At 73.1% G+C, this 16,319-nt stretch carries 19 protein-coding genes; 10 read left to right on the forward strand and 9 right to left on the reverse strand.

What is annotated here, in order from left to right; all coding sequences use genetic code 11:
• Positions 1-116 precede the first annotated feature (116 nt).
• Positions 117-1,562 (reverse strand): glycoside hydrolase family 76 protein, encoded by a 1,446-nt coding sequence (locus ACWEN0_RS28275; RefSeq protein ID WP_451979839.1) that lies wholly within the window; start codon positions 1,560-1,562, stop codon positions 117-119.
• Between the two features lie 198 nt (positions 1,563-1,760).
• On the opposite strand from ACWEN0_RS28275, the gene ACWEN0_RS28280 reads away from it, so the two are divergent.
• A complete protein-coding gene (locus ACWEN0_RS28280; protein ID WP_451979842.1) occupies positions 1,761-2,432 on the forward strand; it encodes a phosphoribosyltransferase in 672 nt (223 codons plus the stop codon).
• Between the two features lie 92 nt (positions 2,433-2,524).
• Complete coding sequence (locus ACWEN0_RS28285; protein WP_451979845.1) at positions 2,525-2,959, forward strand: DUF6292 family protein; 435 nt, start codon at positions 2,525-2,527, stop codon at positions 2,957-2,959.
• 1 nt (position 2,960) lies between these two features.
• On the opposite strand, the gene ACWEN0_RS28290 is transcribed toward ACWEN0_RS28285, so the two are convergent.
• The 5 genes from ACWEN0_RS28290 to ACWEN0_RS28310 all read right to left on the reverse strand — a co-directional run bounded on the left by ACWEN0_RS28290 (position 2,961) and on the right by ACWEN0_RS28310 (position 5,137).
• Positions 2,961-3,320 (reverse strand): VOC family protein, encoded by a 360-nt coding sequence (locus tag ACWEN0_RS28290; RefSeq protein ID WP_451979848.1) that lies wholly within the window; start codon positions 3,318-3,320, stop codon positions 2,961-2,963.
• A complete protein-coding gene (locus tag ACWEN0_RS28295) occupies positions 3,317-3,727 on the reverse strand; it encodes a hypothetical protein (RefSeq protein ID WP_451979851.1) in 411 nt (136 codons plus the stop codon). Before ACWEN0_RS28295 ends, ACWEN0_RS28290 begins: the two co-directional genes overlap by 4 nt.
• A complete protein-coding gene (locus ACWEN0_RS28300) occupies positions 3,724-3,891 on the reverse strand; it encodes a hypothetical protein (protein ID WP_451979854.1) in 168 nt (55 codons plus the stop codon). The genes ACWEN0_RS28295 and ACWEN0_RS28300 overlap by 4 nt, the downstream gene beginning before the upstream one ends.
• A gap of 14 nt (positions 3,892-3,905) precedes the next feature.
• Positions 3,906-4,310, reverse strand: coding sequence for a DUF4383 domain-containing protein (locus ACWEN0_RS28305; protein WP_451979857.1), 405 nt, complete (start codon positions 4,308-4,310; stop codon positions 3,906-3,908).
• Positions 4,311-4,531: 221 nt separating this feature from the next.
• Positions 4,532-5,137 carry a flavodoxin family protein gene (locus tag ACWEN0_RS28310; RefSeq protein ID WP_451979859.1) on the reverse strand — a complete coding sequence of 202 codons (606 nt, stop codon included), beginning with the start codon at positions 5,135-5,137 and terminating at the stop codon, positions 4,532-4,534.
• Positions 5,138-5,247: 110 nt separating this feature from the next.
• Between ACWEN0_RS28310 and ACWEN0_RS28315 the strand changes: the two genes are divergently transcribed.
• The 3 genes from ACWEN0_RS28315 to ACWEN0_RS28325 all read left to right on the forward strand — a co-directional run bounded on the left by ACWEN0_RS28315 (position 5,248) and on the right by ACWEN0_RS28325 (position 9,260).
• Positions 5,248-6,435 (forward strand): zinc-dependent alcohol dehydrogenase, encoded by a 1,188-nt coding sequence (locus ACWEN0_RS28315; RefSeq protein ID WP_451979862.1) that lies wholly within the window; start codon positions 5,248-5,250, stop codon positions 6,433-6,435.
• Positions 6,436-6,568: 133 nt separating this feature from the next.
• A complete protein-coding gene (locus ACWEN0_RS28320; RefSeq protein WP_451979865.1) occupies positions 6,569-7,642 on the forward strand; it encodes an NAD-dependent epimerase/dehydratase family protein in 1,074 nt (357 codons plus the stop codon).
• A gap of 25 nt (positions 7,643-7,667) precedes the next feature.
• A complete protein-coding gene (locus ACWEN0_RS28325) occupies positions 7,668-9,260 on the forward strand; it encodes a phytoene desaturase family protein (protein ID WP_451979868.1) in 1,593 nt (530 codons plus the stop codon).
• A 16-nt stretch (positions 9,261-9,276) separates the two neighbouring features.
• On the opposite strand, the gene ACWEN0_RS28330 is transcribed toward ACWEN0_RS28325, so the two are convergent.
• Positions 9,277-9,738: an SRPBCC family protein gene (locus ACWEN0_RS28330; RefSeq protein WP_451979871.1), complete on the reverse strand. Its 462-nt coding sequence runs from the start codon at positions 9,736-9,738 to the stop codon at positions 9,277-9,279.
• 109 nt (positions 9,739-9,847) lie between these two features.
• Here ACWEN0_RS28330 and ACWEN0_RS28335 point away from each other — a divergent pair, with 109 nt between their 5' ends.
• Entirely contained in the window at positions 9,848-10,222 is a 375-nt protein-coding gene (locus tag ACWEN0_RS28335; protein WP_451979874.1) for a VOC family protein, read from the forward strand.
• Between the two features lie 4 nt (positions 10,223-10,226).
• Here ACWEN0_RS28335 and ACWEN0_RS28340 read toward each other — a convergent pair whose 3' ends face one another.
• Entirely contained in the window at positions 10,227-10,568 is a 342-nt protein-coding gene (locus tag ACWEN0_RS28340) for a hypothetical protein (protein WP_451979877.1), read from the reverse strand.
• 532 nt (positions 10,569-11,100) lie between these two features.
• On the opposite strand from ACWEN0_RS28340, the gene ACWEN0_RS28345 reads away from it, so the two are divergent.
• From ACWEN0_RS28345 to ACWEN0_RS28360, 4 genes are all read left to right on the forward strand, one after another.
• Entirely contained in the window at positions 11,101-12,120 is a 1,020-nt protein-coding gene (locus ACWEN0_RS28345; protein WP_451979880.1) for a chemotaxis protein CheB, read from the forward strand.
• On the forward strand, positions 12,117-12,887 hold the full coding sequence (locus ACWEN0_RS28350) for an ATP-binding protein (RefSeq protein WP_451979883.1): 771 nt from the start codon (positions 12,117-12,119) through the stop codon (positions 12,885-12,887). The genes ACWEN0_RS28345 and ACWEN0_RS28350 overlap by 4 nt, the downstream gene beginning before the upstream one ends.
• Positions 12,888-12,898: 11 nt before the next feature.
• Positions 12,899-14,752, forward strand: a complete 1,854-nt coding sequence (locus ACWEN0_RS28355) for a CheR family methyltransferase (RefSeq protein WP_451979886.1) — start codon at positions 12,899-12,901, stop codon at positions 14,750-14,752.
• A gap of 219 nt (positions 14,753-14,971) precedes the next feature.
• Positions 14,972-15,202, forward strand: a complete 231-nt coding sequence (locus ACWEN0_RS28360; protein ID WP_451980714.1) for an STAS domain-containing protein — start codon at positions 14,972-14,974, stop codon at positions 15,200-15,202.
• Here ACWEN0_RS28360 and ACWEN0_RS28365 read toward each other — a convergent pair.
• Positions 15,199-16,287, reverse strand: a complete 1,089-nt coding sequence (locus tag ACWEN0_RS28365; protein ID WP_451979889.1) for a carboxylate-amine ligase — start codon at positions 16,285-16,287, stop codon at positions 15,199-15,201. The genes ACWEN0_RS28360 and ACWEN0_RS28365 overlap by 4 nt on opposite strands.
• Between the last annotated feature and the right edge of the window lie 32 nt (positions 16,288-16,319).

Here is a 16,319-nt window from a genome sequence, read left to right on the forward strand (position 1 = left end):
CCCACCCTTCTCACTGTGGCGCGTCGTCTCCCTGTTCACCTCCTAGTGTGTGGTGGGTCGTTTTTGTGGCTGCGGTGTGCCTCCTCCAACCGCCCTGACCACTCACGACGGCTCGGTCAGGGGGCCGCGTTCATCAGGTCCAGCGCGGTCTGCTGGCGGGCCGCGTCGGCCTGGTCGAACGGGCCCGCCCACAGCAGGCCGTACGCCTCCGCGCTGTTCCGGTCGTTCGCATACGCCGAGTTCGCCTGGCGCTGCAGGTAACCCGTGTACGGGTGGTCCGAGAGGGCCGCGTTCAGCACCGCCAGATCCCGCACGTACACGCCCTTGAACGTCGGGCCGTCGGCACCGCCGCCGCCCGCCGACTCGCCCGGGTCGCGGAGGATGCCGCCGGGGTTCAGCGTTCCGCTCGTCGTCGACGCGTTCGCCATCGCGCGGGCCTTCGTCAGCAGGCTCGCGTCGTTCGTCGCGCGGTACAGCTCGGTCAGCGCCGCCAGCGGCACGCCTTGGTTGTACGTCCACGTCGTCTGGCCGTTGTTGGCGCACGTCGAGGAGTTCAGTCCGTCGTTGACCAGGTTCGAGCCGTTGATCATCCCGCTGCCGGCGAACCAGGTCCAGCCCGCGCGCGCCCGGGCGAGGTACGCCGTGTCGCCCGCGATGCGGTTGTGCAGGGCGGCGTTCAGCTGGATGTAGAGCGAGTTCGGGATCGCGTTCTTGTAGGTGCGGCTCGTGCTCCACCAGACCCCGCCGCCGCAGACGCCGTCCCAGTACGCGTACATGTGGTCGGCGTCCGCGCGGGCCGTGGTCAGGTAGCGGCTGTCGCCGGTCAGGTCGTACGCGTCGACCCACGCCAGGCCCCACCAGCCGGTGTCGTCGAGGTAGTCGTTGCGGAAGTTCCCGCCCTGGGCGGCGAGGTTCTTCGTGTACGTCGTGTCGATCGCGTACCGGTAGCTGCCCATGCCGCTGATCCGGGCGTTGTCGACGATCGCGGTCAGCGCGTTCGCCGAGTTCCACCAGCCGGTGGTGTCGAACAGGCCGGTGCCCTGGTCGTACCGCTCCATCAGCGCCGTGGCGGCCGCGGTGCGGCGGTCCCAGGCGTTCCAGGTCGTGCGGGCCCCGCCGGTGCAGGCGATCGTGGCCGAACCGGCGGGCTGACCGCAGGCGCGCAGCAGACCGACGCCCCGGTTGTTCCAGTCGTCGACGTTGTACATCAGGGTCCGCCAGCCGGTCTGCCCCGACGGCGTCGCGGTGTCGCCGAGCTTGCTGCCCGACGCCCAGGTGCGCCCGGCGTCGAACGAGCGGTCCAGCCAGACGTGGTCACCCGGCGCGCCGCCGGTGATCGCCGCCCAGCCCATGTCGTCGCCGTCGTCGAGGTGCAGGGAGAGCCGTCGTCCGCTGACGCCGGCCGTAGCGCCTTCGCGATCGCCGGGGGAGAGGGCGGGATCCCTTGCGTCGCAGTACTTGTCGCAGATCGCCGCCAGTGGCGCGGCGGCAGGGCTCGGGGACGGACTCGGAGTGGGGGTGGCCGCCAGGACGACCGTGAGCAGGGGAACGAGGAGGTTCATCGCACAGCTGCCTTCCACGCTGAAGGGGCGATACCTCCATTTTTCCGAGCTAATATTATTGGTCCAGTCCTTTGGCGGGACAGGTTTCGGACAGGAATTCCCGCGGTAACCGCGGTTCACGGCGGATCTCGACGGGCGACGTTCCGCCGGATCCGGCGCAGACTTACCCGAGCGGCGAACGGCGCGGAGGGAGCGGACATGGCCGGCCGGCAGGGAGTTTCACGGGTCTTCGCCGACCGCGAAGACGGTGGTCGCAGGCTCGCCGACGAGCTGGGGCGGCGCACCTGGGTCGCCCCGCTCGTGCTCGGACTCGCCCGCGGCGGGGTGCCGGTGGCCGCCGTCGTCGCCCGGCGGCTCGGGGCCGAACTGGACGTTGCGGTCGCGCGCAAGATCGGCGCCCCCGGGCGGCGCGAGTTCGGCGTCGGCGCGGTGACCGCGGACGGCGCCGCCATCTACGACGAAGCGAGCCTGCGCGCCCTGAAGCTGACGGCAGGCCGGATGGGCCGGGCGGAGGAGCGTGAGCGCGCGGAGGCCCGCCGCCGGCTCGAGCGCTACCGGGCGGGCCGGCCGGACGTCGTCCTCGCCGATCGCGACGTCCTCCTCGTCGACGACGGGCTCGCCACCGGCGTCACCGCGACCGCGGCCCTGCGCGACCTGCGGGCCGGCCACCCGCGGACCCTGGTGTTCGCCGCCCCCGTGGGCGCCCCGGCCGCGGCGGCGGAACTGCTGCACGAAGCCGACGACGTCGTGTGCGTCACCGAGCCGCCGGAGTTCCGCGCGGTCGGCCAGTGGTACGGGGATTTCCGTCAGACGAGTGACGAAGACGTCCTGGACCTGCTCGCCCGGCGACCCCCGGCGAACCGGCCGTGACCTGCTGCTCCATCCGGGGGACGGCCCCGGTTGACCCGTCGGGTGCCGGGGTATCACCCGGCGGGGCACCGACCGGGATGGGCAGGCGCGAGATGATCGAACGGGACGGGCTCGGCGCCGCGGCGCGCGGGCTGCGGCAGTACATGCTGGCTGTCGCGGGCAAGCTCGACGCGCCCGCGTGGTTCTGCGAAGTCGACGCGCCGGCCACGGCGTACATCGCGCTGGAACGACGGCTCACGCGCTTCCCCGACCACGAAGTCGCACTCCTGTGGGACGAACGCGACGGCTGGGCCGCCGCGGTGGAGTCGGCGAGCGGCGAGGACGTGGTCATCCTGGCCTACCTCGGCGAAGACGTGCTGCCCGCGCCGGACAAGGTCGTGGCGTTCGTGGACGGCCTCTACTCGAACGGCTACCCCGGCCGGCCCGACCCGCCGGACTTCCGCAACCCCGGCGCGTCCGACGGCTTCGACGAACGCCTCACGGCCTGCGCGGGCGACACCGTCTGCCTGCCGGAAGGCCAAGCCTGAGTCACCGCGGCGGAAGCACGCAGAACTCGTTGCCCTCCGGGTCGGCGAGCACGATCCACGGGTCGTCGGGCGGGTCCTCGAGGACCTTCGCGCCCAGCATCACCAGGCGTTCCACCTCGGCGCGCTGGTCGCCCTCCGCCGGGGCGAGGTCGAGGTGCAGCCGGTTCTTCACGGACTTGTCTTCGGGCACGGGCTGGAAGAGCAGCGCGGGTCCGCCGGCGAAGTCGAGCTGGCGGTAGGTCAGGCCGCGGGAGTCGGTCCAGGTGCGGGTCCTGCCCGGGGTCCTGAGCGCCTTCGCCCAGAACTCGGCGAGCAGGTCCGGTTGCCGGCAGTCGACGGCCACGGCCAGGATCCTCGTCACGCCGCCACCGCCCGGTCGATCGCCTCGGCGACCAGTTCGGGCTCCGAAACCGTCACGGTCAACCCGGGGTGGCGGACCAGCCCCCAGGGGTCGAGCCCGCGGACCGGCTCGTGGAACCGCAGGCACACGCCGCGGTCGGTCGTGGTGCCGAACGTCAGGCCTCGATCGGCCAGGGACAGCCGGACGCCGAGGCCACGCAGCGGGCTGGACGGCCCGCTCACCTCGGCACCGGCGATGTTGCTCAGAGGGGTCGTGACCACCCACGGCCCGAGCCGCACGCGCAGCCCGCCGGCGTCCAGCTCGAGCCCGCTGCGCGGACCCAGGACGCGGCGCAGGCGAACGGACTTCACGGCGAACTCCGCGTGCAAGCGGTAGTGCACGGCGACCCGTTCCCTCGACGCCGTCACGCTCCACCACCCACCGGCGGGACATCCGGGTCGTCGTCGGCCGGGCCCTCGGGGTCGCGCCACTCCTCGGCGCGGGACGGGCCGTTGCCCTGCAGGGTGCCGCGGAGCTCGGCCTTCAGCTCGTCGTCTTCGCGCGGCGAATGACTGTCGCTTTCGCGGTGCATCGGAACCTCCTCGATCACGTCGCGGCTCGCGTGGCCGCGCGGGTGGCGGCGATCCCGAGCACCAGCCCGGCCACGGCGGTCAGCCCGTGCAGGCAGTTGTCGGCCCAGTTCAGGTTGATCGGGTCCTCCGGTGGGCCGAACGCCGTGGCCAGGACGCCGTAGGCGGTCATGCCGAGGAACCCGACGAAGATCAGCCAGCAGTAGATGATCGAGCCGGTGCGCCGGGTCGCGGCGAGGAGCCCGAGCACGCCGACCAGCGTGTGGACGAGGTTCAGGAGGACGCTCACGCTGAACAGCCACACCACGTGGGTCGTCGCGTGGCCGACGGCCGCCGTCTCCGGTGTCAGCCAGCCCGCGATGCCCAGCGCGAGGTAGCACAGCCCGATCACGGCGACGACCGGGCGGATCACGGTGGTCATCGGTGCCTCCTTTGCCCGTTCGTGCCCGGATACCCGGCGCACCGGGCGGGAAACGGGGGAATGGAACGGGCCGGACGGCGGGCTGGGGGATCCGCCGTCCGGCCCGTGGCCGGGACCCGCGCCGGTCCCTGCAGCCACGACGCGGGCCCCTGGACTGGGGGTGAACAGATCGGCTACCACCTCCACCGGGGACTAAACACCGGGAGCGCGGAGCCGGGCAGCTAGGCCGCCGGGTACCGCCGTGCCCGCAGCAGGTCCGCGAGGTGGACGGCGTTGCGCACCAGGGTCGCGTTCGTCGACGCCACGGCTTCGGGCGTCTCGGCGAGGTCCTGGTAGTCGCCGCCCTTCATGGCTTCGCCGTTCCAGTACGTGCCACCCTGCGCGGGCACCGTGAAGCCGGTGTCGTTGAGCGCCTGGAAGAGGTCCGCGACGATCTTGTGGGCGCCGTCCTCGTTGCCGACCACAGCGGCCACCGCGACCTTGCCGAACATCGCCGGCCGGCCCTCGGCGTCCGTTTCGGACAGTTCCGCGTCCAGCCGTTCGAGCACCCGCTGCGCGACGCTGGACAGGTGACCCACCCACGTCGGGGTGGCGACCAGCAGAACGTCCGCGTCGGCGATCTTCCGCCGGATCCCGGGCCATTCGTCGCCGTCGCCCAGATCGGCCTCGACGCCCGGCCGGACGTCGAAGTCGACCACCCGCACCAGCTCGCCGGTGGCGCCCCGCTCGGCGAACAGGTCGAGGAGCTGGCGTGCGATGAGGTCGCTGCTGGACTTCGCCGGCGACGGCTTGAGCGTGCAGACGAGCGCGAGAACGCGCAGGGTCATGTCGGCCTCCGTCGATGGGTTGAACGGGCCGGGTTTCCCGGAGATCGCCGGTTAAACGGGCCGGCCCGCGGGAAGCCGGTGAGCCAGTCCCGTTCGCGGAAAGGAGAGCCATGAAGGCAGTGACCTGGCACGGCAAGCGCGACGTCCGCGTCGACGAGGTGCCGGATCCGAAGATCGAGGAGTCCACCGACGCGGTCATCCGCGTCACCTCCACCGGGATCTGCGGCTCCGATCTTCACCTGTACGAGGTCCTCGGCGCGTTCATGACCGAAGGCGACATCCTCGGGCACGAGCCGATGGGCGTCGTCGAGGAGGTGGGCGACGCGGTCAGCGGCCTCAAACCCGGCGACCGCGTCGTCATCCCCTTCAACATTTCCTGCGGCCATTGCTGGATGTGCGAACGCGGCCTGCAGTCGCAGTGCGAGACCACCCAGGTGAAGGACCAGGGCAAGGGCGCGGCCCTGCTCGGCTACACCAAGCTGTACGGCCAGGTCCCGGGTGGCCAGGCCGAATACCTGCGCGTCCCGCAGGCGCAGTACGGTCCGATCAAGGTCCCCGAGGGGCCGCCGGACGAGCGGTTCGTCTACCTCTCCGACGTCGTGCCCACGGCGTGGCAGGCCGTCGAGTACGCCGACATCCCCCGGGACGGCACGGTCGTCGTGTTCGGCCTCGGCCCGATCGGGCAGATGAGCTGCCGGATCGCGCGGCACCGCGGCGCGAACGTCATCGGGGTCGACCTGGTGCCCGAGCGGCTCGCGCGGGCCCGCGAGCACGGCGTCACCGCGCTCGACACCCGTGACCACAAGGACATCGGCGACGCCGTCCGGCAGCTGACGAGCGGCCGCGGCGCGGACTCGGTGATCGACGCCGTCGGCATGGAGGCCCACGGCGCGCCGGTCGGCAAGCTCGCGCACGACCTCGTCACCCTGCTCCCGCAGCCGATCGCCGCGAAGATCACCGAGAAGGCCGGGATCGACCGCTTGAGCGTGCTGTACGCGGCCATCGACGCCGTCCGCCGCGGCGGCACAATCTCCCTGTCCGGCGTGTACGGCGGCATGGTCGACCCGATCCCGATGATGGAACTGTTCGACAAGCAGGTCCAGCTGCGGATGGGGCAGGCCAACGTCCGGCGCTGGATCGACGACATCATGCCGGTGCTCACCGCCGACGGCGACCCGCTCGGCGTCGAGGGCTTCGCCACGCACAAGCTCCCGCTGGCCGACGCGCCCCGCGCGTACGAAATGTTCCAGAAGAAGCTGGAGGGCGCCCAGAAGATCCTGCTGCAGCCCGCCGTCTGAGCGATCCGGCAGCCGGCGCCGGTTCCGCTGTCCGTCCACAACGGACACCGCGGGCCGGGCTGCCGGTGACCTCCGGCGAACCCGCGCGACCTGGCCCGGGTTTCGGCTTCGCGGCACGGGGTAAGCGTGGCGGGTGCGGATCGTGATCACCGGGGCCACCGGCAACGTCGGAACAGCGCTGCTGGCCGCCCTCGACCCCGAACACGACGTCGTCGGCCTCGCGCGGCGGCTGCCCGACACCACGGCCGAGCCGTACCGCCGGGCGGGCTGGCGGGCCGTCGACATCGGCGTGCCGGGCGCCGAGGCGGAACTGACGCAGCTGTTCGAAGACGCCGACGCCGTCGTCCACCTCGCGTGGGCCATCTCGCCGGAGCGCGGTGACCCGCCCATGTGGCGCACCAACGACCACGGCACCCGGCACGTCCTGTCCGCGGTCGCGGCCGCCGGCGTGCCGCACCTGGTCGTCGCGTCGTCCGCGGCCGCGTACGGCCCGGCGCCGCGCTGGGTGCCGGTGCCCGAAGCCCGGCCGTGCACCGGGATCCCGCACAGCGCCTACAGCCGCGGCAAGGCCGCGCTCGAGACGCTGCTCGACCGGTTCGGGGAGCGCCACCCCGAAGTCCGGGTGGCCCGGCTGCGGCCGTGCGCGATCCTGCACCGCCGCGCGGCCGGCGAGTTCGCGCGCTGGCTCCTCGGCCCGGCCGTTCCCGCGCGGCTCGTCGGCGGCCGGGCGCTGCCGCTTCCGCTGTGGACGGACCTGCGCGCGCAGGCCGTGCACACCGCCGACGTCGCCGACGCGATCCGGCTGATCCTCGACGCCGGGCACCGCGGGCCGGTCAACCTCGCCGCGCCGGGCGTGCTCGACGCCCACGCGCTCGCCGAGGTGCTCGGCGGCGTGCGCGTCCCGGTGCCGAAGCCGTTGGTGCAGGTCACGGCCCGGGCGGCCTGGTGGGCCGGTGCGCTGCCGGTGCACCCCGGCTGGCTCGAGCTCGCCGACCGGGCGGCGCTCGTGGACGCGACGCTGGCGGAGACCGCGCTGGGCTGGCAACCTCGGTACGACGCCGCGTCCGCGCTCGCCGAGCTGGTCAACGGGCTCCGGGCGGGCGCGGGGGCGGCGAGCCCGCCCCTGGCCCCGCCGCGCCGCGACGGGGTGCTGTCCCGGCTCCGCTCGCTCGCGCGGGTCGGGCCGAGCCACCAGTCGCAAGGCTGACGATCCTGAGCCCCAGGAGGCCCGAGTGAGTACGGAAGCCGCCGACGCGGTCGTGATCGGCGCCGGCCACAACGGACTGGTGGCGGCGAACCTCCTGGCCGACGCGGGCTGGTCCGTGCTCGTGCTGGAGGCGACCGACCACCCGGGTGGCGCGGTGCGCACCGCCGAGGTCACCGAGCCGGGCTTCCGCAACGACCTGTTCAGCGCCTTCTACCCGATGACGGCGGTGTCACCGGTGCTGCGGGGCCTGCGGCTGGAAGAGCACGGCCTGCGCTGGCGGCACGCGCCCGACGTCCTCGCGCACGTGCTGCCGGACGACCGCTGCGCGGTGCTTTCGCGTGACCTCGACCGGACGGCGGCGTCGGTCGACGAGTTCGCACCCGGCGACGGTGATGCGTGGCGGCGGCTGGCCGAGCAGTGGCAGGAGCTGCGCGATCCGTTGCTGGACGCGCTGTTCACGCCGTTCCCGCCGGTGCGCCCGGCCCTGAAGCTGCTGCGCCGCACCGGGACGCCCGACGCGCTGCGCCTGGCCCGGATGCTGACGCTGCCCGCGCGCCGGTTCGCCGATGAGGTGTTCACCGGCGAGGGCGCGAAGCTGCTGGTGGCCGGGAACGCCGCGCACAGTGACCTTTCGGTGGACAACGCGGGCAGCGCGGTGTTCGGCTGGCTGCTCGCGATGATCGGGCAGGACAAGGGTTTCCCGGTGCCGGCGGGCGGCGCGGGCGAGCTGATCACGGCGCTGGTGCGGCGCCTGGAGTCGCGCGGCGGGAAAGTCCACTGTGGACGTCCGGTGCGCGAGGTGCTGGTCGGCGGCGGGCGGGCGCTGGGGGTGCGCGACGGCTCGGGCGACCCGGTACGGGCGCGCAAGGCCGTGCTCGCCGACGTGCCGGCGCCGGTGCTGTACACCGAGCTGGTCGGCACGGAGTGGCTGCCTTCGCGGCTGGTCGAGGACCTCGGCCGGTTCGAGTGGGACAGCGCGACGGTGAAAGTGGACTGGGCGCTGTCCGGGCCGGTGCCGTGGACGGCCGAAGGCGCCCGCGGCGCGGGCACCGTCCACCTCGGCACGGACCTGGACGGCCTCGCGGCGTTCGGCGGCGAGCTGACCCGCGGCCGGACGCCGCGGAAGCCGTTCCTGCTGTTCGGCCAGATGACGACGACCGACCCGGACCGCTCGCCCGCGGGCACGGAGGCGGCGTGGGCGTACACGCACGTCCCGCGCGGCACGATGGAGAGCCGGGCGGCGCTGGAGCGGCGGGCGAAGCGGATCGAGGAGGTCGTCGAGGCGAACGCGCCCGGGTTCGGCGGCCTGATCAAGGCCCGGTACGTCCAGGGGCCCGTCGAGCTGGCGGGCCACAACCCGGGCCTGGTCGGCGGCGCGATCAACGGCGGCACGACGGCGATCCACCAGCAGCTGTTCTTCCGCCCGGTGCCGGGCACGGGCCGGTCGGACACCCCGGTCGACCGGCTGTTCCTGGCCGGCGCCTCGGCCCACCCGGGCGGCGCGGTCCACGGCGGCCCGGGGGCCAACGCGGCCCGCGCGGCCCTGGCCCGGGCGGGCGCGCTGGGCGGCGGCTACGCGGCGGTCATCCGTGCGGCCCACCGCGCGATCTACGGCTGAGCCGGTCCCGCGCCGGTCAGGGGTGGCCGTGGCGGGTGCGGGCGTACTTGCCCGTCGCCAGGTCGGCCAGGCGGGCCAGGGACTCCGTGTTGCGGGGCTTGATCACCAGGGCCTGCAGGGCCGCCGGCAGGACTTTGGCCGGGCCGCTGACGACGTGCTCGGTCATCCGGACCAGCGTCCGGCCCTCGCCGTGCGGGACCAGCGTCAGCCCCACCGCCGCAGCGCCCAGGGGCCAGCCGTGGGCCTCCAGTGAGAGGGAGACGCCGGGCTCGGCCGCCGTCACCACCGTCTCGTCCTGGATGTGCAGCGGCCACGGGCCCACGCTGTGGTGGATCCGCGCGCCCACCGCGGGCCAGTCGTCGTCGACGTCGCGGATGTGCGAGCTGCCGACCACCCAGCCGGCGTAGAGCCAGCCGTCGGCCAGCACGTCGTACAGGGCGCCGGGCGGTACGTCGATGACGCGGCTGACCTCGGTCACGGTTTCCTCCTGTGGTTCGGCTCGAAGGCCGGATACCCGGTCACGGGCCGCGCATTCCTTGTATCGTGGCCGATCTCGAACGTCGCCGGACCCCGAACGGAGCTGAGGGATGGCCTGCCGGATCACCGAGCTCGTGCTGGAGTGCCGGGACCCGCAGCGGCTCGCGGAGTTCTGGTGCGCCGTGCTCGGCTACGAGGTCATCGGCCCCGAACCGGACGGCCTCGCGCTGGGCCCGCCCGGCACGCCCTTCGGCGAAGGGCCGCCGACGCTGATCCTGGCCCGTAGCGGCGACCCGCGCCGCGGCAAGCTGCCCCTGCACCTGGACGTGAGCCCGGCGGGAACCGACCAGGAAACGGAGCTGGCTCGCCTGCTGGCCCTCGGTGCGCGGCCGGCGGACGTCGGCCAGGACGGCACCGAGTCGTGGGAAGTGCTGCAGGACCCGGAGGGCAACGAGTTCTGCCTGCTGCGCACGGACGTCGGCTGACGGCCTAGCGTTCGTCGGGCCCGGCCGCGCAGCGGCGCCAGTGCACCCGGTCGCCGGCGCGGTCCGCGTGCCACACCGTCGTGCCCTCGGACTCCCAGGTCGGCAGCAGCCGGTCCGTCAGGACGCGGCCGCAGGCCACTTCGCCGAACAGTTCGACCCCCGCGGCCTGCCGCGCCGCCGGGATCCACGCCGGGAAGCGGGTGCGCGGCAGCTTCCGTTCGACCCACTCGCGGGCGGAGCCCTCGCTGACGTGGTCGGACTCGACGATGCTCGACACCGGGCCGTCGCCGCCGACGGCGAGGCCGATCGACGCGCGCCAGCGGACGGGGGAGGCTTCGGGATTCATCGCATTCAGGTTCCCGGACGACCGCGTCGGCGGGCCAGTACACGTCCGGGTGGATCGACGCTCACTCACCGTGCCTCCTCGCCGCGATCCGGCCGCCTGTGTTCCCGGGTTTCCCCGCCCGGGTGACGTTCAATCCCACACAGCTCGGGATTCACGGTGGCGGGTCCACAGTGGACCACACCGGCCCCGGACCGGGTACGACAACGGGACATTCGCCGTCGCACGCCGAGCTGGTCGAATTCGTGGGGGCGCCGGCCACGAGATCGTGGTGCGCCTCGGCTGGGGCCAGGATCCGGGCCGCCGGCCGCGGAAGGGGAATTACCAGATTGCCGGGAAGCGGACAGCGACGGTTTCGAGCCGTGCAGTTGGTCGCTGCCCACGCCGAGCAGGAAATGGTGCAGAAGTACCGCGCCCGCGTCGAAGCCCTGCCGTTCGGGTTCGCTTCCGGGTAACCATCGGGTTTCAGCCCGCCACGGGTGGGCTACCCGAGGTGCGGACTTGAGGACTACCTTGGTAGGCGGAGGTGGTGACCGTGCCCGCATTCCGGCGGGACGTCGTGGTCGTCGGCGCGTCGGCAGGCGGGGTCGAGGCCCTCCGAGCGCTGGCCCGGTCACTCCCGGCGGACTTCCCCGCGGCCGTCCTCGTCGTCATGCACCTCTCCCCGGGCGCGCGCAGCGCGCTCCCCCTGATCCTCGACCGCGCCGGCCCGCTGCCCGCCCGGCCCGCCACCCACGGCGCGCGGCTGCGGCCGGGCGTCATCCACGTCGGGCCGCCGGACCACCACCTCCTGACCGACGACGGCGCGGTCGTGCTCACCCACGGCCCCACCGAAAACGGGCACCGGCCGGCGATCAACGCCACCTTCCGCTCCGCCGCCGTGACGGCCGGGCCGAAGGCGATCGGCGTGATCCTGTCGGGCACCCTCGACGACGGGTCGCAGGGACTGCGCTCGATCGTCGACCGGTGCGGTCAGGCCGTGGTGCAGGACCCGGCCGACGCGCTGTACGCGGGCATGCCGCAGAAGGCGCTGGCCGCGGTCGACGCGGAGTACGTCCTGCCGGCGCACGAGATCGGCCCGGCCCTGGACAAGCTCGCCCGGACGCCGGTGGAGGTGGGGGACGTGCCGCCGCCGTCCGCCGCGCTGCTGCTGGAAGACCGGATCGCGCGGGACGACGTGCGGCTCGGGGCCGTCGTCCCCGGCGCCGGGCTCCCGGCCTCCGGCTTCACCTGCCCGGACTGCCACGGGGCGCTGATGGAGGTCGACGCGGCCGACCAGTTCCGCTGCCGGATCGGGCACGCGTGGTCGGCGGAGGCCCTGCTGGGGGCCCACGACATCGAGTTCCAGCGGGCCCTGTGGACCGCGCTGCGCTCGCTCGACGAGAAGGCCGCGCTGGCCAAGCGCCTGCGAGCGGAGTCGAAGCGCCGCAACCGCGGGCTGCTCGAGGACCGGTACGCGCGGTCGGCCGAGGAGTGCGCCGCGGCCGCGGAGACGCTGCGCAAGTTCCTGCTCTCCCTGCCGCCGGACCGACCGGTGGCGGAGACTGCGCCGTGAGCACCGCGGCCGGCCAGGTCCACCTGGAGCCCCAGTACCGGGCCGCGGCGACGACCGCCGTGGTCACCGGCGTCCTCGACCTGGAGTCCTACCCCGAGCTGCGCGACGGCCTGCTGAAGATCGCCGCGGAGGCGCCGGACGGGCTCATCGCGGACATCGACGGGCTGGCCATCCGCGACCCGGCGCTGGTCAGCTTGTTCTCCCTGGTCGCCATGCGGATCGGGGACTGGCCGGGCGTCCCCTTCACCGTGGTCACGGGCCAGTCCGACCACCGGGCGATGTTCGCGGCGCGGACCGTCGACAAGTTCGTCCCGGTGCACGACGACCGTGAGACCGCCGAAAGCCGGCTCGCCCGGCCTCCGCGCCGCCGGGCCGCGCAGCTGCTGGCGCGGTCGGCGAACTCGTCGGCCCTCGCCCGGGACTTCGTGCGGCGGGTGTGCGCCGAGTGGCGGGTCCCGGAGTTCGCCGACGACGCGCTGCTCGTCGCCACGGAGCTCGTCGAGAACGCGATCCGGCACACCGACTCGGTGCCGCGGTTGCGCCTCGAACTGCGGCGTGGCCTCCTGAGCGTCGCGGTGACCGACGACGACCCGCGCCCGGCCGTCCTGCGCGAGCGGCTCGGCGCCCTCGAACCGGGCCTCGGCCTCCGCATGGTCGCCCAGGTCGCCAAGGTCTGGGGCTGCAGCCGCTCGTGGTCGGACGGCAAGATCGTCTGGGCCGTGCTCACCAGGCGTGCCGTCGGAACCGGCGGGCGCGACGGCAGGTAGCGTGTCCGACCGTGACCGAGCCCAAGGAACCCAACGGCGAATTCGAGTCGGTGCTGGCCTACCTGAAGGAGTCGCGGGGCTTCGACTTCACCGGCTACAAGCGCAGCAGCCTGATGCGGCGCGTTCGCCGGCGGATGAGCCAGATCGGCATCGACAGCTACACGGAGTACATCGACCAGCTGCAGGTGAACTCCGAGGAGTTCGTGTCGCTGTTCAACACGATCCTGATCAACGTCACCGGGTTCTTCCGCGACCCCGAGGCCTGGGAGTACCTGCGTGAGCACGTGCTGCCCGCCCTGCTGGCCGAGCGCAGCCCCGAGGAGCCGATCCGGGTGTGGAGCGCCGGCTGCGCGGGCGGCCAGGAGGCCTACAGCCTCGCGATGCTCTTCGCCGACACCATCGGCATCGACGCGTTCCGCCAGCGGGTCAAGATCTACGCCACCGACGTCGACGACGAGGCCCTGGTCCAGGCCCGGCACGCGGCCTACACCCCGGCCGAGGTCGAGGGGCTCAGCGAAGGACAGCTGGAGCAGTACTTCGAGCTGCAGGGAAGCCGGTACTGCTTCCGGAAGGACCTGCGCCGCTCGGTGATCTTCGGCCGCAACGACCTCGTGCAGGACGCGCCGATCTCGCGCATCGACCTGCTGGTCTGCCGCAACACGCTGATGTACTTCAACGCCGAGACGCAGACGAAGATCCTCGAGCGGTTCCACTTCGCGCTGGCGCCCAAGGGCATGCTCTTCCTCGGCAAGGCGGAGATGCTCCTTTCCCACGCCCGGATCTTCGAGCCGCTCGACCTCAAGCGCCGCGTGTTCCGCAAGGCCGTCAACGCGCCGGTCAGCTACAACCACTTCGTGTCGCCGGGCTTCCCGCAGCGGCGCACCCACGACATCTCCGGGCTCGACGAGCTGCGCGAGCACGCCTTCTCGGCGAGCCCGGTGGCCCAGATAGTCGTGACCGAGGAAGAGGTCACCGCGCTGATCAACTCGCAGGCGGAGGTCGCGTTCGGACTGTCCGAACGCGACATCGGCCGGCCGCTGCGCGACCTCGACGTGTCGTACCGCCCGGTGGCGTTGCGCGCGTACGTCGAGCAGGCGCGCCTGGAGCGGCGGTCGCTGCGGATCAAGGACGTCGAATGGCGCCGGGCGGGGGAGACCGTCTGGTACGAGGTGCACGTCAACCCGTTGGTGGGCAAGGAGAAGAAGCTCCTCGGCGTGTCCGTGGTGTTCCACGACGTGAGCTGGGCGCGGCAGCTGCTGACCGAGCTGGAGCACACGAACCGCCAGCTCGAGTCGGCCTACGAAGAGCTCCAGTCGACGAACGAAGAGCTTGAGACCACCAACGAAGAGCTCCAGTCGACGGTGGAGGAACTGGAGACGACCAACGAAGAGCTCCAGTCCACCAACGAAGAGCTGGAGACGATGAACGAGGAGCTCCAGTCGACGAACGACGAGCTCCAGACGATCAACGACGCGCTGCGCGAGCGCAGCCTCGACCTCGACGAGGTCAACGAGTTCCTCGAGTCGGTGCTGACGTCGGTCCGGGCCGGCATCGTGGTCGTCGACCGCGAGATGCGAGTCAAGGCCTGGAACCGCGGCGCGGAGGACCTGTGGGGCGTCCGCCGCGAAGAGGCCGAAGGGACGCACCTGCTCAACCTGGACATCGGCCTGCCCCTCACGGAGCTGCGCCCGGCGGTGCGTGACGCGCTCTCGGACGCCACGTACCACTCGGAGATCGTGCTGGAGGCGATCAACCGCCGTGGCCGGGCGACGGTGGTCCACCTGCAGTGCAGCGCGCTGCGAGGGGCCAACGGGGAGAGCCAGGGGGCGCTCCTGATGATGGAGGAGAGCCCGACGGCGGCCTGAACCCGCGTCTGGCCAGGCGGTGTTTGGCCGTCGGGGCGACCGGGGTAGTTCCCTGGTCATGACGGCTTACCCCCAGCCGGGGGCAGCGGTTCTGGCCCCGGCCCATCACATGCCCTCGCCGCGCGCGCCGCCGACCTGCGGAGCGAGGTCCATTGGCGCAGTTCCGACGCGGTCGTCGTCGAGGTCGCCGGCGAAATCGACGGCTGCACCGCCGCACGCCTGCAGGACACGGTGTGCGCCCAGGTGCTCACGCGGCCCGCGGCCGTGCGGGTGGACCTGGGCGGGGTCGCGTTCCTCGGCGCGGCGGGCCTGCGCGCCCTGCAACGGGCGCAGCTGCTGGCCGACGACGCGGGTGTCCACCTGGTCGTCGATCCCGGCGCCTCACGCGCCGTGCGGCGGGCGTTCGCCGTGCTCGACCGCCTGGGCGCCGAACCCTTCACGACGGCCTAACCCTCGCCGGCCAGGAGGTCGACGACGGCTTCCGCCCGGTTCTCGACCGCGAAGGCGCGTCGCTGCCGGTCGGCGCCACCGCCTTCGGCGACCAGCCGGGCGATCCCCTCGCGAGCGAAGTCCAGGTCTCCCGCGGCTTCCAGCGCGGGCGCGGTGAGCGCGACCAGGTCGTCGAGCACCGCCTTGGCCGGCTGCGGGTCACCCGTTCGCGGATGCGGGCAGGAGCCCGTGACGCCCTCGCGCGACGCCCGCCACAGGCGGCCGCGCAGCACTTCGTTCGACAGCTCCGGCGCGGGCGCGTCGTCGGCCAGCGCGGTCGCGACGAGGCCGCGCGCCAGCACACCGAGCAACACCGCTTCCGACGGCGTCGCGGCGACGTCGGAGCAGCGGAACTCGATAGTGGGCTGCTTCTCCGACAGCCGGACGTCCCAGTAGATCATCCCGCGGTCCAGGATCGCCCCCGCGCGCAGCCAGCCGTCCACGACGCTCTCGTACTCGTCGAGGGAGGCGAACCGCGGCGGCGGCCCGGCCGAGGGCCACCGGCTCCACTGGTGGTACCGCCAGCTGGCGTAGCCGGTGTCGTAGCCGTCGCAGATCGCGGAGTTCGCGGTGACGGCGAGCAGGACGGGCAGCCACGGGCGGACGTGGCCCAGCACCCGGATCCCGCTCTCCCGGTCGGGGATCGCGACGTGCACGTGGCAGCCGCAGGTGAGCGAAGTCCACGCGGTGGCCCCGAAGTGCTCGGCCATCCGCTCGTAGCGCGGGTTCGGCGTGATGCGCGGCGGGTCCACTTCGGACAGCGGGGCCGCACCGGCGGGCAGCAGCCGGTAGCCGCGGGCGCGGGCGGCGCGGGCGAGGTTCTCGCGCAGCCCGCTCAGCTGGCGCACCGCTTCCCCGTGCGTGCGGCAGACGCCGGTGGCGGTCTCGGCCTGTGACAGGTTCAGCTCGTGCTGCAGCTCGCCCTGCACGTCGACGGCCGCTTCCGCGGCGTCGACGACGTCGTCGCCTGCCTGCGACAGGTGACCACGCCGGTCGACGACGAAGAACTCCTCTTCGACGCCGAAGGTCAGCACGTCTGGGTTCACCGGGGCACTCCTGGGGGTTCGGGAGCCCCGGA

This window comes from Amycolatopsis sp. NPDC004378 (assembly GCF_053602455.1).

What these genes read in the sequence shown, in the direction of transcription:
- ACWEN0_RS28275 (WP_451979839.1), bottom strand. Translation starts at nt 1,562, where the DNA reads ATGAACCTCCTCGTTCCCCTGCTCACGGTCGTCCTGGCGGCCACCCCC.
- ACWEN0_RS28280 (WP_451979842.1), top strand. Translation starts at nt 1,761, where the DNA reads ATGGCCGGCCGGCAGGGAGTTTCACGGGTCTTCGCCGACCGCGAAGAC.
- ACWEN0_RS28285 (WP_451979845.1), top strand. Translation starts at nt 2,525, where the DNA reads ATGATCGAACGGGACGGGCTCGGCGCCGCGGCGCGCGGGCTGCGGCAG.
- ACWEN0_RS28300 (WP_451979854.1), bottom strand. Translation starts at nt 3,891, where the DNA reads ATGCACCGCGAAAGCGACAGTCATTCGCCGCGCGAAGACGACGAGCTG.
- ACWEN0_RS28305 (WP_451979857.1), bottom strand. Translation starts at nt 4,310, where the DNA reads ATGACCACCGTGATCCGCCCGGTCGTCGCCGTGATCGGGCTGTGCTAC.
- ACWEN0_RS28310 (WP_451979859.1), bottom strand. Translation starts at nt 5,137, where the DNA reads ATGACCCTGCGCGTTCTCGCGCTCGTCTGCACGCTCAAGCCGTCGCCG.
- ACWEN0_RS28315 (WP_451979862.1), top strand. Translation starts at nt 5,248, where the DNA reads ATGAAGGCAGTGACCTGGCACGGCAAGCGCGACGTCCGCGTCGACGAG.
- ACWEN0_RS28335 (WP_451979874.1), top strand. Translation starts at nt 9,848, where the DNA reads ATGGCCTGCCGGATCACCGAGCTCGTGCTGGAGTGCCGGGACCCGCAG.
- ACWEN0_RS28340 (WP_451979877.1), bottom strand. Translation starts at nt 10,568, where the DNA reads ATGAATCCCGAAGCCTCCCCCGTCCGCTGGCGCGCGTCGATCGGCCTC.